Raw genomic sequence first — 13,413 nt, forward strand, 5'->3', positions numbered from 1 at the left:
AAGGCAAAACGTGGCGATAGTGGTATTGGTGGATTTGGGTTGTGCCAACAGATTGTTCCTACGCTCTGCGTGGGAATACATCCTGTGACGCTCCGCGTCACGACCTTAAGAGCGGACGCGGAGCGTCCAGGCCAGCATTCCCACGCAGAGCGTGGGAACGATCAGAGAGGGGACATTTCCTGCGCCAACCCCAGGAAAGCCGCCGGCAACCGCGCGCCCTTTCGCTCCTTGAGGCAGTACAAATACTCGGGAATCTGCGGGGCATTCTCGATGGTCAGCACACGCAGTTGCGGATCGTGGGGCACTTCCTGGCGGGCGATGATGCTGATGCCGATATTGCGCAGCACTGCCTCACGGATCGATTCCCGGCTGCCGATCTCCAGCAGCGGCCCGTAACTCACGCCGGCGCCCTGCAACATCTCTTCGGTCAATCGACGGGTGGTCGACCCCGGCTCGCGCATCAGCAAGGTATGCCCGGCCAGCGCGGTCAGCGGTACATGTTCAAGTACCGCCAGCGGATGATTGCGATGCACCGCCAGCACCAGCGGGTCCATGCCCAGTACCCGCCGGATCAGGCGCGGGTCTTCAAGCAATTGGGACGAGGCGGCGACGTCGACGCGGTAGTCATCCAGCGCTTCCAGCACCTGCTGGGAGTTGCCGATCTCCACCGAAACCTCGACCTGCGGCAGCCGCTCGCGGAAGGTCTTGACCAGGTCGAGGATGTAATAAGGCGCCGTCGCGGCAATCCTCAAGGCCCCTTGTACCTGGCCACTGTTGCGCAGGAAAAACTCGATGTCCGCTTCCTGCTGCAACAGCGCCTTGACCATCGGCAACAGCCGCGCGCCTTCGTCGCTGACGGTCAGGCGGCGCCCGCCACGGTAGAACAACTCCACCGAGTACTGGCTTTCCAGGTGACGAATCTGGGTGGTCACCGTGGGCTGGCTGAGCCCGAGCTTTTTCGCCGCCAGGGTAATGCTGCCCAGGCGGGCGACCATGTAAAACGCCTTCAGCTCGGCACTCAGCACACCATCCTCTCATCGACTATTTGCGCAACAGGCGCAGACCATTGAACACCACCAGCAGGCTCACGCCCATGTCGGCGAACACTGCCATCCACATGGTGGCCATCCCAAGGAAGGTCACCGCCAGGAAGATCGCCTTGATCACCAGGGCCAGGGCAATGTTCTGCTTGAGGATACTCGACGTGCGCCGCGACAGTTGAATGAATGCCGGAATCTTGCGCAGGTCGTCGTCCATCAGCGCCACGTCGGCGGTCTCGATGGCAGTGTCGGTACCGGCGGCGGCCATGGCAAACCCGATCTCGGAACGGGCCAGCGCCGGGGCGTCGTTGATGCCGTCGCCGACCATGCCCACCCGGTGGCCCTTGGCGTAGAGCGCTTCGATGGCTTGCAGTTTGTCGGTGGGCAACAGGTCGCCCTGGGCCTGGTCGATGCCAACCTGATCGGCGATTGCCTTGGCGGTGTGGGTGTTGTCGCCGGTGAGCATCAGGGTCTTGATGCCCAGGTCATGCAACTGTTGGATGGCCTCGCGGCTGGTGTCTTTCACGGTGTCGGCCACCGCGAACAGCGCCAGCGGGCCAGATTTGTCCAGCAGCAGGACCACGGACTTGCCTTGTTTTTCCAGGGCGAAGAGTTTTTCTTCAAGGGCCGGCGAGCACAGGTTCAGCTCTTCCACCAGACGGTGATTGCCCAGGTAATAGACTTCACCATTGATTTCACCCTTCACACCGCGACCCGCCAGGGCTTCGAAGTTATCCACAGTGTGAACGGTGAGATTCTTATCCACAGCCGCGTTGGCGATGGCCAGGGACACCGGGTGATCGGAGCGTCCGGCCAGGCTCGCGGCCAGGGCTGGGGCGCTGTCTTCCATGTTCGGGAACAGCGACAGGTAATCGGTTTGCACCGGTTTGCCGTGGGTGATGGTGCCGGTCTTGTCCAAGGCCAGGTAGTCGAGCTTGTAACCGCCCTCCAGGTACACGCCGCCCTTGATCAGGATGCCTTTGCGCGCCGCGGCGGCCAGGCCGCTGACGATGGTCACCGGGGTGGAAATCACCAGCGCACACGGGCAGGCGACGACCAGCAATACCAGCGCACGGTAGATCCAATCAAACCACACGCCTGCCATGAACAGCGGCGGAATCAGCGCCACGCCCAAGGCAAAGATAAACACCGCCGGGGTGTAGACCTTGGCGAAGGTGTCGACAAAACGCTGGGTAGGCGCACGGGCGCCCTGGGCCTGTTCCACGGCGTGGATGATCCGCGCCAGAGTCGAGTTATTGGCGGCGGCGGTGACTTTGTATTCCAGGGAACCGGCCTGGTTGATGGTGCCGGCGAAAACTTTGTCGCCCACGGTCTTTTCAATCGGCAGGCTTTCACCGGTAATCGGCGCCTGGTCGATGGTGGACTGGCCGGAGGTGACTTCACCGTCGAGACCAATACGCTCGCCGGGACGAACCCGCACGATGGCACCCAGTTCGATGATTTTGACATCCTGTTCAACCCAACTGCCGTCGGCCTGACGAACCGTGGCCTGTTCCGGGGTCATCTGCATCAAGCCACTGATGGCATTGCGCGCGCGGTCCAGGGACTTGGCCTCGATCAACTCGGCCACGGTGAACAGGAACATCACCATCGCCGCTTCCGGCCACTGGCCGATCAGGATCGCGCCGGTGACGGCGATGCTCATCAGGGCGTTGATGTTCAGGTTGAGGTTTTTCAGGGCGATCCAGCCCTTTTTGTAGGTGGTGAGGCCGCCGCTGAAGATCGAGATCAGCGCGACCAGGGCAATCACCCACGTCGGGGCTGCGTTGGTGAAGTGCAGCACTTCAGCACCCAGAGCGCCCACGCCGGACACGGCCAGCGGCCACCAGTGCTTCTTCGCCGGCGGCTCAGCCGGGGCAACGCCTTCTTCGATGGGGTCCGCCTGCATGCCCAGGGACTTGATGGCGTCGATGATCGGCGCGGTCGTCGGCAGGTCGTGAGTGACGCCGAGAATGCGGTTGATCAGGTTGAATTCCAGCTGCTGCACACCCGCAAGCTTGCCCAGTTTGTTCTGGATCAGCGTCTGCTCGGTGGGGCAGTCCATGGCTTCGATGCGGAAGGTGCTCAGCCGCGAGCCCGCCGTCGGGGCTTCAGTCAGCTTTACCAGCGCCGGCGCGGCCTTGCTGGAACAGCAGGAATCGCCATGGCTGCCATGGTCGTGCTTCTGCACAGGTTTGAGCTTGGGGCCGTGATCGTGCGCGTGGTCATGATCATGGTCGTGGTCGTGGTCGTGGTCGTGCTTGTGCGGGGTGTGGATGGAATCGCTCATTCTGTCGCGTCCGTAAAGGTGCCTGTTGCCAAGTAAAGACCCTGTAGCCACTATAGGGTCAAGCATCCTTTTGGAGATTGCTGCGATGAAGATCGGCGAATTGGCAAAATTGACGGATTGCCAGGTGGAAACCATCCGTTATTACGAGAAAGAAGGCCTGCTGCCGCCGCCTGCGCGCAGTGACGGTAATTACCGGCTGTACACCCAGGCGCACACCGAACGGCTGGTGTTTATCCGCAACTGCCGCAGCCTGGACATGACCCTTGAGGAAATTCGCAGCCTGCTGGGCCTGCGTGACAGTCCTCAGGACCAGTGCGAAAGCGTGAATGCGTTGATCGACGAGCATATCCACCACGTCAAGGCGCGGATCGACGGGCTTATGGCGTTGCAGGAACAGTTGCTCGACCTGCGCCAGCGCTGTGGCGGCGGGCCGGATCTGGATCAGTGCGGGATTTTGCAGCGGCTGGAAGTCAGCGGGAGTGTCGCGGCCAGCGAGGCTGAGCCATCACATGTGGGCAGAAGCCACGGGCATTGAATGTGTACACAAAAAAATGTGGGAGCGGGCTTGCTCGCGAAAGCGGAGTGTCAGCCACTGAATGTGTTTCTGATACACCGTATTCGCGAGCAAGCCCGCTCCCACATTTGGACCGAGATCGCTTTTAGATCGCTACATCGGCCTTGATGCTCGGATCAGCGTCATAGCCCACGATTTCAAAGTCTTCGAATTTGTAATCGTAGATCGACGCGGGTTTGCGCTTGATCACCAGTTCCGGCAGCTTCTTCGGCGTGCGCGCCAGCTGGGTCTGGATCTGTTCCATGTGGTTGCTGTAGGCATGGGTGTCGCCCGTGGTGACGATGATCTCGTGAGGGATCAGGTCGCACTGCTGGGCCAGCATATGGGTGAGCAACGCCAGGGCAGCGGTGTTGTACGGCAGGCCGAGGAATACATCTGAGCTGCGGATGTACAACTGCATCGACAGATGACCGTCATGCACAAACGCCTGGTACAGCAGGTGGCAAGGTGGCAGCGCTTGCTTGCCGTCCCGGGCGTTCTGCTGCGGGCTTTTGGTCTCGTCCGGCAGGTACTCGACGTTCCAGCCGTGGAACAGGATGCGGCGGCTGTTGGGGTTGGTCTTCAGCGTCTCGACCATGTAGTCGATCTGGTTGATCTTGCCGCCGTCCTTGGTGGGCCAGGCGGTCCACTGCTCGCCGTACACCGGGCCCAGGTCGCCGTCTTCGGTGGCCCATTCGTCCCAGATTTTTACGCCATTCTCGTTCAGCCACTTGATGTTGGTGTTGCCACTCAACATCCAGATCAATTCGTTGGCGATGCTTTTGAAGTGAAGCTTCTTGGTGGTCAGCAGCGGGAAGCCGTCGGCCAAGCTATGCCGAAACTGACGGGCAAACACGGCCTTGGTGCCGGTGCCGGTGCGGTCGCCCTTGGTCAGGCCATTGGTCACGACATCGTTCAGTAGTTCGAGATATTGCTTCATGTGTATACCTGTATCGTTGAAGCCGGGACCCTCGGGCCCCGGCGTTCGAATTTAAAGCGCGGTGTTCTTGATGCCTTGCGGGCGATTGTAAGCCCACCACAGCAGGCCCAGGCCGGCGATGATCATCGGCAGGCTGAGAATCTGACCCATGGTCACCCAGCCCCACGCCAGGTAGCCCAGTTGCGCATCCGGCACCCGTACGAACTCGACGATAAAGCGGAAGATCCCGTAGAACAACGCGAACATCCCCGAAACGGCCATGGTCGGGCGTGGCTTGCGCGAGAAGATATAGAGGATCAGGAACAGCGCCACGCCTTCCAGGGCGAACTGGTACAGCTGCGAGGGGTGGCGCGGCAATTGCGCCGGGTCGCTGAACGGCGGGAACACCATGGCCCACGGCACGTCAGTCGGCTTGCCCCACAGTTCGGCGTTGATGAAGTTGCCGATGCGCCCGGCACCCAGGCCAATCGGCACGAACGGTGCGACGAAGTCCATCAACTGGAAGAACGACTTACCGTTACGCCGGCCAAACCACCAGGCGGCGATCATCACCCCCACAAACCCGCCGTGGAACGCCATGCCGCCCTTCCACACCTCGAAGATCAGCGTCGGGTTGGCGATGTAGGCTGGCAGGTCGTAGAACAGCACATAACCCAGGCGTCCGCCGACGATGACCCCCATCGACATCCAGAACACCATGTCGGAGAGCTTCTCCTTGGTCCAGGTCGGGTCGAAACGGTTCAGGCGCCGGGAAGCCAGCAGCCAGGCACCGCCGATGCCGATCAGGTACATCAACCCGTACCAATGGATTTGCAGCGGACCGATGGCCACGGCCACCGGGTTGATCTGCGGGTAAGGCAGCATTGCGACTCCTCGTTAAATCAATAGTCATGGCGCATCGGACCATGCCGGTGCGCGATTAAGCCTGCGTTACAGCAAAAAATTCAGCCCTACGCAAAACAGCAGCCCGGCGAACAGCCGCTTGAGCAAGCGCGGCGACAACCGGTGCGCCAGGCGCGCGCCGAAACGGGCCGCCACCATGCTTGTCAGGGCGATGCCCAGCAGCGCCGGCAAGTACACAAAGCCGAGACTATGATCGGGCAGCAGCGGATCATGCCAGCCCAGAATCATGAAACTTAACGCACTGGCCAGGGCGATCGGCAAGCCGCAGGCCGACGAAGTGGCCACTGCCTGCTGCATCGGCACGCTGCGCCAGGTCAGGAACGGCACGGTCAACGAACCGCCGCCGGTGCCGAAAATCGCCGACGACCAGCCGATCACGCCGCCCGCCAGGGTCAGGCCGAGCTTGCCCGGCACCTGGCGGCTGGCCTTGGGCTTGAGCTCCAGAGTCATCTGCACGGCGATCACCAGGGCGAACACACCGATGATCTTCTGTAGATGCGGCCCGGAGATCGCCTCGGCGGTCAGCGCGCCAACGCCCGCGCCCAGCAGGATACCCACGGCCATCCATACGAAGATCGGCCAGCGCACGGCGCCGCGCCGATGATGCTCACGCACCGCATTCACCGACGTGAAGATAATAGACGCCAGGGACGTGCCGACAGCGAGGTGGGTCAGCACCGCGGGATCGAAGCCCTGCAAGGTGAAGCTGAACACCAGCACCGGCACAATAATGATGCCGCCGCCCACGCCGAACAGCCCGGCGAGCATGCCCGCGCAGGATCCCAGCAGCAAATACAGCAGAAATTCCATGGGAGCCCCCGAAAACAGACCGGCATGTTAACGGATGCAAAGCACAGGGTTCTATGGGTAGAGTGGGCAAAACACAAAGGGATCGCCTTATGTGCCTGATTGTTTTCGCCTGGCGGCCGGGCCACGCCCAGCCGCTGATCGTCGCGGCCAACCGTGATGAATTTTATGCCCGGCCCAGTTTGCCGTTGGCCCAGTGGCTGGATGCGCCCCATGTTTACGCGGGCAGGGACCAGGAAGCGGGCGGGACCTGGCTGGGAGTTGGCGCAGACGGGCGCTTTGCGGCGCTGACCAATATCCGTGACCCGCACCAGCCGCCGGCGCGCAAGTCGCGGGGTGAGTTGGTGGCGCGCTTTCTCAGCGGTTCGCTGTCGATTGACGACTATTTGGCCGACGTTAATGGCAGATCGATTGAATATGCCGGGTTTAACCTGCTGGTCGGGACGCGGGACGAGCTTTGGCATTACAACGCCAAGGAATCTGCGCCGACACCATTGGTGGCGGGGGTTTATGGGTTATCCAATGCCGGCCTGGATACGCCATGGCCGAAGTTGTTGAAGGCCAAGGCGGCGCTGACAGAAGTGCTGGACGATCCGCAGCCTGAAGCCTTGCTGGGGATTTTGAGCGACCCGCAGACGGCGCCGTTTGCTGACTTGCCGGACACCGGCGTGGGCTTGGCGACGGAGAGTTTGCTGTCGAGTGTGTTTATTGCCAGCCCCAGTTACGGGACGCGGGCGAGCACGGCGCTGATTGTGAATGCCGACGGGACGCGGCATATCGTGGAGCGCAGTTTTGGGCCCTATGGCGGACAGTTGGGTGAAGTTGAACTCAAAATCTGAACCTCACGCAAACCAAATGTGGGAGCGGGCTTGCTCGCGAAGGCGGCGTGTCAGCCAATACATAAGCTGACTGATGCACCGCTTTCGCGAGCAAGCCCGCTCCCACATTTCGATTGGGGACAGGCTCTGAAATCCGGTTAGAGGCTCTTTGCAGACGCCGGGTTGATCATCCGCGCCAACCCAAGGTTCTTCAGCGCCAATTGCAGCGAGCTGTGGATAACTTGCGGGTTGTCGATAGTCATCAACTCCGCCAGCAGCTCCTTGGCCCGGCTCAGGTTGATCTGGCGCAGCATCCATTTCACCTTCGGCAAGTTGGTGGCGTTCATCGACAGGCTGTCAAAGCCCATCGCCATCAACAGCACAGCCGCCGCCGGGTCACCGGCCATCTCGCCGCAGATACTCACCTGCTTGCCTTCGGCATGGGCGTCGCGCACCACGTTCTGCAAGGCTTGCAGCACCGCCGGGTGCAGGTAGTCGTAGAGGTCGGCCACCCGCGGGTTGTTGCGGTCCACGGCCAGCAGGTACTGGGTCAGGTCGTTGGAGCCCACCGACAGGAAGTCCACCTGCCGCGCCAGCTCCTTGGCCTGGTACACCGCCGCCGGAATCTCGATCATCACGCCAATCGGCGGCATCGGCACGTCGGCGCCTTCGTCGCGCACTTCGCCCCAGGCACGGTGGATCAGGTGCAGGGCTTCTTCCAGCTCGTGGGTGCCGGAGATCATCGGGAGCAGGATGCGCAGGTTGTTCAGGCCTTCGCTGGCCTTGAGCATCGCGCGGGTCTGGACGAGGAAGATTTCAGGATGGTCGAGGGTAACGCGAATACCGCGCCAACCAAGGAAGGGGTTGTCTTCCTTGATGGGGAAATACGACAGTGACTTGTCGCCGCCAATGTCCAGGCTGCGCATGGTCACCGGTAACGGATGGAAGGCGGACAGTTGCTCGCGATAAATCGCCAGCTGCTCCTTCTCACTCGGAAAACGCTGGTTGATCATGAACGGCACTTCGGTGCGGTACAGGCCCACCCCTTCGGCGCCGCGCTGTTGTGCACGTGCCACGTCCGCCAGCAGGCCGGTGTTGACCAGCAGCGGTACGCGGTGGCCGTCGAGGGTCACGCACGGCAGTTCCCGCAGGGCGTCGAGGCCCTGGGACAGCTGGCGTTCTTCTTCCACCACTTCGGCGTATTGCTTGCGCAGCACTTCGCTGGGGTTGGTGTAGACCTCGCCGTGGTAGCCGTCGACGATCATTTCGATGCCGTCGACCTTGGAATACGGCAGGTCCACCAGACCCATCACCGTCGGAATGCCCATGGCCCGAGCCAGGATCGCGACGTGGGAGTTGCCCGAACCCAGTACCGAGACCAGGCCCACCAGTTTGCCTTCCGGCACTTCGCCGAGCATGGTGGCGGTCAGTTCTTCACTGATCAGGATGGTGTTGTCGGGGTACACCAACGTGGTCGAGCGCTCTTCCTGCAGGTAGGCCAGCAGACGGCGACCGAGGTCCTTCACGTCCGAGGCGCGCTCGCGCAGGTAGGCGTCGTCCATCAATTCAAAACGGTTGACGTGATCGGTGACCACCTGGCGCAGCGCGCCCTGGGCCCACTGGCCGGTCTTGATCACGTCCTTGACTTCGCTGCCCAGGGACGCGTCGTCGAGCATCATCAGGTACACGTCGAACAACGCCCGCTCTTCAGGCCGCAGCTGGGTGGCCAGCTTGGTCGAGAGGGTGCGCATGTCATTGCGTACGCCTTCGAGGGCGGTCTTGAACAGGATGATTTCAGCGTCGATGTCGGTGACGGTCTTGTCCGGCACCACGTCCAGGTCGGCGGGCGGCAGCATGACCACGGCGGTACCGACAGCAGCACCCGGCGAACCCGGCACGCCGACGAACTTGGCTTCCTGGATGCCCTTGCCCTGGCGTCCCAGGCCGCGAATCGAACCGGTGGCCTCGGCGTGGGCGATAACCCCGGCGAGCTGCGCGCTCATGGTCACAAGGAAGGCTTCTTCACCTTCGTCGAACTGGCGGCGTTCTTTCTGCTGGATGACCAACACGCCGACAACGCGGCGGTGGTGAATGATCGGCGCACCGAGGAACGAGGCGTAGCGCTCTTCACCGGTTTCGGCAAAGTAGCGATAACGCGGGTGATCGGCCGCGTTTTCGAGGTTCAGGGGTTCTTCACGCGTCCCCACCAGGCCCACCAGACCTTCATTGGGCGCCATGCTGACCTTGCCGATGGAGCGCTTGTTCAAGCCCTCGGTGGCCATCAGGACAAAACGGTTGGTCTCGGGGTCCAGCAGGTAAACCGAGCAGACCTGGCTGCCCATGGCTTCCTTGACGCGCAACACAATAATCCCCAACGCCGCCTTGAGATCCTTGGCGGAGTTAACTTCCTGGACGATCTTGCGCAGCGTATTGAGCATGGCTCGGGGTCGAACTCCGTCGTCAGTCGCGCGCTAAAAGGCGCGGGGCAAGCTCTTTAAGAGCGCGACGATAAACCTCGCGCTTGAATGTCACCACCTGGCCCAACGGATACCAATAACTGACCCAGCGCCAGCCATCGAACTCCGGTTTACCGGTCAAATCCATCCGCACCCGCTGCTCGTTGGAGATCAGGCGCAGGAGAAACCATTTCTGTTTCTGGCCGATGCACAGCGGTTGGCTGTGGGTACGCACCAGACGTTGCGGCAAACGATAGCGCAACCAGCCTCGGGTGCAGGCCAGAATTTGCACATCTTCACGTTCAAGGCCTACTTCTTCGTTCAACTCACGGTACAAGGCGTCTTCAGGGGTTTCGTCGGGGTTGATTCCGCCTTGAGGAAACTGCCAGGCATCTTGGTTGATACGGCGAGCCCATAGCACCTGTCCGGCATCATTCGTAAGAATAATCCCGACATTAGGACGGAAACCATCGGGGTCGATCACGGCAACAACCTCGCAAACGCATGTCACCGCATTGTTCCACAAAGATTGATACAGCGGCAACGAGGCTGCTTACCTTATGTGCACTCTTGTGAAAAGACCGTATTCTGGACGCCTTTTTACAGACTTTTCAGCGAGTAACTGCAATGCGCCTGGCTTTATTCGACTTGGACAACACGCTTTTGGGGGGTGACAGCGATCACGCCTGGGGCGATTACCTCTGTGAACGCGGGATTCTCGACGCGGTGGCCTACAAGGCCCGCAACGACGAGTTCTACCAGGACTACCTGGCCGGCAAGCTGGATAACGCCGAGTACCTGAACTTCTGCCTGGAAATCCTCGGCCGCACCGAGATGGCCCAGCTGGATGAATGGCATCGCGACTACATGCGCGACTGCATCGAGCCGATCATGCTGCCCAAGGCGGTTGAGTTGCTGGCCAAGCACCGGGCGGCGGGCGACAAGCTGGTGATCATCACCGCGACCAACCGTTTTGTGACCGCGCCGATTGCCGAGCGACTGGGGGTTGAAACCTTGATTGCGACGGAATGCGAGATGGAAGACGGGCGCTACACAGGGCGCAGCACAGATATTCCGTGCTTCCGTGAGGGCAAGGTGACGCGCTTGAATCGCTGGCTGGAAGAGACCGGGTACAACCTGGAGGACAGCTACTTCTATAGCGACTCGATGAATGACCTGCCGTTGCTGGAGCAGGTGACACATGCGGTGGCGGTGGATCCAGATCCGAATTTGCGGGCTGAGGCTGAGAAGCGTGGTTGGCCGGTGATTAGCCTGCGCGGCTGATAAAGCTTTCGCGAGCAAGCCCGCTCCCACATTTGCTCGAGTTCCACCTTTGGAATGCAGTCAAATGTGGGAGCGGGCTTGCTCGCGAATGGAGGCAACTCGGTCTCAAGCCTTAAACCGGCTTGGCACCCATCAACCCGGCAATCGCCACAAACCCCACCAGGCTCACCACCGCCAGCGCCACGGTAAAGTTCAAACTCCCCGCCCCGCCCAACCGCAGCCGATTAAGCCGCACCACCAGCCAGAACCAGCTCAGCGCCGCCACGGTGTAGATCACGCTGGAACCCAGGATCCAGGTTTGCCCCAGCGGCCAGCCGATCAGGTGCGCCAGCCACCAGCCGGTGAACGGCATGCTCACCACGCAAATGCCCATCAACAACCACACAAACACCCACGGCCGCTGCACGGTATAGGCCGGCCCCGCGCTGCGTTTGCGCCAGGCCAGCACTGCCAGGGCGAGGCCGCTGAGCAGCAGCAACACCGTGGCCGCGATGTGGATAACTTTAAGGGTGGTCAGCGTTTCCATGTTCTCGATTCCTTGAAGGCCGCCCAGTCAGCGTAGTCGCTCAACCGAGGAACAGCTGGTAGGCCGGGTTATCACTTTCATCCCAGTACGGGTAGCCAATGGCCTCCAGCGCCGCCGGCACCAGGTGACGCTCGTCCGCCGGTACTTGCAGGCCCGCCACCACGCGCCCATCGGCGGCGCCGTGGTTGCGATAGTGGAACATCGAGATGTTCCAGCGCCCGCCCAATTTGTTAAGGAAGTTGAACAGTGCCCCCGGACGTTCCGGGAATTCGAAGCGGAACACCACCTCGTCGCTGACGTGCGCCGCATGGCCACCGACCATATGGCGGATGTGCAGCTTGGCCAGTTCGTTTTCCGTCAGGTCCAGCACCGGAAAACCCTGGCTGGTGAGGCTGGCGATCAGCGCACTGCGCGGGTCGTTTTCCGGGTGGGTCTGCACGCCGACAAAAATGTGCGCCTCGCGACCAGAGTGGTAGCGGTAGTTGAATTCGGTGATCTGGCGCTTGCCCACGGCCTCGCAGAAGGCCTTGAAGCTGCCCGGCTTCTCGGGGATGGTCACGGCGATGATGGCTTCGCGGCCTTCACCCAGCTCGGCGCGCTCGGCCACATGGCGCAGGCGGTCGAAGTTGACGTTGGCCCCGGAATCGATGGCCACCAGGGTTTGCCCGGTGATGCCACGGGTCTCGACGTACTTCTTGATGCCCGCCACGCCCAGGGCGCCAGCCGGCTCCGTGATGGAGCGGGTGTCGTCGTAGATGTCCTTGATCGCCGCGCAGATTTCATCGGTGCTGACGGTGATCACTTCATCCACGTAGTCCTTGCAGATGTCGAAGGTGTGCTGGCCGATCTGCGCCACTGCCACGCCGTCGGCGAAGATGCCCACGGTCGGCAATACCACGCGCTCGCCCGCCGCCATGGCGGCTTGCAAGCAGTTGGAGTCGTCCGGCTCGACGCCGATGATCTTGATTTCGGGCCGCAGGTATTTCACGTAGGCCGCGATACCGGCAATCAGGCCGCCGCCGCCCACCGGGACGAAAATCGCGTCCAACGGCCCCGGGTGCTGGCGCAGGATCTCCATCGCCACGGTGCCCTGCCCGGCAATGGTGTGCGGATCATCGTAGGGGTGAATGTAGACGTAGCCTTTTTCGTCGACCAGCTTCAGCGAATACGCCAGGGCTTCCGGGAAAGAATCCCCGTGCAGCACCACTTTGCCGCCACGGGAACGCACGCCTTCGACCTTGATCTCGGGGGTGGTCTTGGGCATCACGATGGTGGCCTTGACCCCCAGCACCTTGGCCGCCAGGGCCAGGCCCTGGGCATGGTTGCCCGCCGAAGCGGTGACTACGCCGCGCGCACGTTCTTCGGCGCTCAGTTGGGTCAGCTTGTTGTAGGCACCGCGAATCTTGAACGAGAACACCGGCTGCAAGTCTTCGCGCTTGAGCCAGACCTTGTTGCCCAGCCGCTCGGAGAGCTGGCGGGCGGTCTGCAGCGGGGTTTCTACGGCAACGTCGTAAACGCGCGAGGTGAGGATCTTTTTGACGTACTGTTCAAGCATCGGAAAGCATCACTGGGCGGGTTGGGCGAGTCTAACCCAGCGTTTGGCCGGGCGACCACACGAAAACCGAGGTTTTGTTGGGTTATACTCGCGCCCCTCTTTACTCCCCGCCCGTTCCGGAGCCCGCATGACCCAGGATCAACTCAAACAGGCAGTGGCCCAGGCCGCCGTCGATTTAATCCTTCCTAAACTCGACGATAAAAGCATCGTCGGTGTCGGCACCGGTTCCACCGCCAACTGC

General features: G+C 61.6%; 12 protein-coding genes and 1 pseudogene. 4 read left to right on the forward strand and 9 right to left on the reverse strand.

Annotated elements, in window-relative coordinates:
• Positions 1 to 161: 161 nt before the first annotated feature.
• A complete protein-coding gene (locus HX786_RS21690; protein WP_178912570.1) occupies positions 162 to 1,025 on the reverse strand; it encodes a LysR family transcriptional regulator in 864 nt (287 codons plus the stop codon).
• A 16-nt stretch (positions 1,026 to 1,041) separates the two neighbouring features.
• Entirely contained in the window at positions 1,042 to 3,330 is a 2,289-nt protein-coding gene (locus HX786_RS21695) for a heavy metal translocating P-type ATPase (RefSeq protein ID WP_178912571.1), read from the reverse strand.
• Positions 3,331 to 3,415: 85 nt separating this feature from the next.
• Here HX786_RS21695 and cadR point away from each other — a divergent pair, with 85 nt between their 5' ends.
• The gene (cadR, locus tag HX786_RS21700) at positions 3,416 to 3,865 is read left to right on the forward strand and encodes a Cd(II)/Pb(II)-responsive transcriptional regulator (protein WP_003213819.1); all 450 of its coding nucleotides are present in this window, start codon (positions 3,416 to 3,418) and stop codon (positions 3,863 to 3,865) included.
• Between the two features lie 124 nt (positions 3,866 to 3,989).
• Here cadR and HX786_RS21705 read toward each other — a convergent pair whose 3' ends face one another.
• The 3 genes from HX786_RS21705 to HX786_RS21715 form a co-directional block, all read right to left on the reverse strand.
• Complete coding sequence (locus tag HX786_RS21705; RefSeq protein ID WP_008438950.1) at positions 3,990 to 4,823, reverse strand: thymidylate synthase; 834 nt, start codon at positions 4,821 to 4,823, stop codon at positions 3,990 to 3,992.
• Between the two features lie 51 nt (positions 4,824 to 4,874).
• Entirely contained in the window at positions 4,875 to 5,687 is an 813-nt protein-coding gene (lgt, locus tag HX786_RS21710; protein ID WP_003213823.1) for a prolipoprotein diacylglyceryl transferase, read from the reverse strand.
• A gap of 66 nt (positions 5,688 to 5,753) precedes the next feature.
• The gene (locus tag HX786_RS21715; RefSeq protein WP_003213825.1) at positions 5,754 to 6,536 is read right to left on the reverse strand and encodes a sulfite exporter TauE/SafE family protein; all 783 of its coding nucleotides are present in this window, start codon (positions 6,534 to 6,536) and stop codon (positions 5,754 to 5,756) included.
• Positions 6,537 to 6,625: 89 nt separating this feature from the next.
• On the opposite strand from HX786_RS21715, the gene HX786_RS21720 reads away from it, so the two are divergent.
• A complete protein-coding gene (locus tag HX786_RS21720) occupies positions 6,626 to 7,372 on the forward strand; it encodes an NRDE family protein (RefSeq protein WP_003213826.1) in 747 nt (248 codons plus the stop codon).
• A gap of 137 nt (positions 7,373 to 7,509) precedes the next feature.
• Here HX786_RS21720 and ptsP read toward each other — a convergent pair whose 3' ends face one another.
• Together ptsP and HX786_RS21730 are read right to left on the reverse strand one after the other, a co-directional pair.
• Complete coding sequence (gene ptsP, locus HX786_RS21725) at positions 7,510 to 9,789, reverse strand: phosphoenolpyruvate--protein phosphotransferase (RefSeq protein WP_003213828.1); 2,280 nt, start codon at positions 9,787 to 9,789, stop codon at positions 7,510 to 7,512.
• A gap of 22 nt (positions 9,790 to 9,811) precedes the next feature.
• Positions 9,812 to 10,291, reverse strand: a complete 480-nt coding sequence (locus HX786_RS21730) for an RNA pyrophosphohydrolase (protein ID WP_003176750.1) — start codon at positions 10,289 to 10,291, stop codon at positions 9,812 to 9,814.
• 143 nt (positions 10,292 to 10,434) lie between these two features.
• Between HX786_RS21730 and HX786_RS21735 the strand changes: the two genes are divergently transcribed.
• Positions 10,435 to 11,091 carry an HAD family phosphatase gene (locus tag HX786_RS21735; protein ID WP_178912572.1) on the forward strand — a complete coding sequence of 219 codons (657 nt, stop codon included), beginning with the start codon at positions 10,435 to 10,437 and terminating at the stop codon, positions 11,089 to 11,091.
• A gap of 112 nt (positions 11,092 to 11,203) precedes the next feature.
• Here the strand turns inward: HX786_RS21735 and HX786_RS21740 are convergent, their stop codons facing one another.
• Both HX786_RS21740 and ilvA read right to left on the reverse strand, forming a co-directional pair.
• Complete coding sequence (locus HX786_RS21740; RefSeq protein ID WP_102370118.1) at positions 11,204 to 11,617, reverse strand: DUF2269 family protein; 414 nt, start codon at positions 11,615 to 11,617, stop codon at positions 11,204 to 11,206.
• 40 nt (positions 11,618 to 11,657) lie between these two features.
• Entirely contained in the window at positions 11,658 to 13,172 is a 1,515-nt protein-coding gene (gene ilvA, locus HX786_RS21745; protein ID WP_003213834.1) for a threonine ammonia-lyase, biosynthetic, read from the reverse strand.
• Positions 13,173 to 13,299: 127 nt separating this feature from the next.
• Here ilvA and HX786_RS32355 point away from each other — a divergent pair.
• A pseudogene (locus HX786_RS32355) lies at positions 13,300 to 13,413 on the forward strand (ribose 5-phosphate isomerase A); the annotation flags it as partial.

The organism is Pseudomonas sp. 21615526 (assembly GCF_013386245.1).
GTDB lineage: Bacteria > Pseudomonadota > Gammaproteobacteria > Pseudomonadales > Pseudomonadaceae > Aquipseudomonas.

What these genes read in the sequence shown, in the direction of transcription:
- lgt (WP_003213823.1), bottom strand. Translation starts at nt 5,687, where the DNA reads ATGCTGCCTTACCCGCAGATCAACCCGGTGGCCGTGGCCATCGGTCCG.
- HX786_RS21715 (WP_003213825.1), bottom strand. Translation starts at nt 6,536, where the DNA reads ATGGAATTTCTGCTGTATTTGCTGCTGGGATCCTGCGCGGGCATGCTC.
- HX786_RS21720 (WP_003213826.1), top strand. Translation starts at nt 6,626, where the DNA reads ATGTGCCTGATTGTTTTCGCCTGGCGGCCGGGCCACGCCCAGCCGCTG.
- HX786_RS21705 (WP_008438950.1), bottom strand. Translation starts at nt 4,823, where the DNA reads ATGAAGCAATATCTCGAACTACTGAACGATGTCGTGACCAATGGCCTG.
- ptsP (WP_003213828.1), bottom strand. Translation starts at nt 9,789, where the DNA reads ATGCTCAATACGCTGCGCAAGATCGTCCAGGAAGTTAACTCCGCCAAG.
- HX786_RS21735 (WP_178912572.1), top strand. Translation starts at nt 10,435, where the DNA reads ATGCGCCTGGCTTTATTCGACTTGGACAACACGCTTTTGGGGGGTGAC.
- ilvA (WP_003213834.1), bottom strand. Translation starts at nt 13,172, where the DNA reads ATGCTTGAACAGTACGTCAAAAAGATCCTCACCTCGCGCGTTTACGAC.
- HX786_RS21695 (WP_178912571.1), bottom strand. Translation starts at nt 3,330, where the DNA reads ATGAGCGATTCCATCCACACCCCGCACAAGCACGACCACGACCACGAC.
- HX786_RS21740 (WP_102370118.1), bottom strand. Translation starts at nt 11,617, where the DNA reads ATGGAAACGCTGACCACCCTTAAAGTTATCCACATCGCGGCCACGGTG.
- cadR (WP_003213819.1), top strand. Translation starts at nt 3,416, where the DNA reads ATGAAGATCGGCGAATTGGCAAAATTGACGGATTGCCAGGTGGAAACC.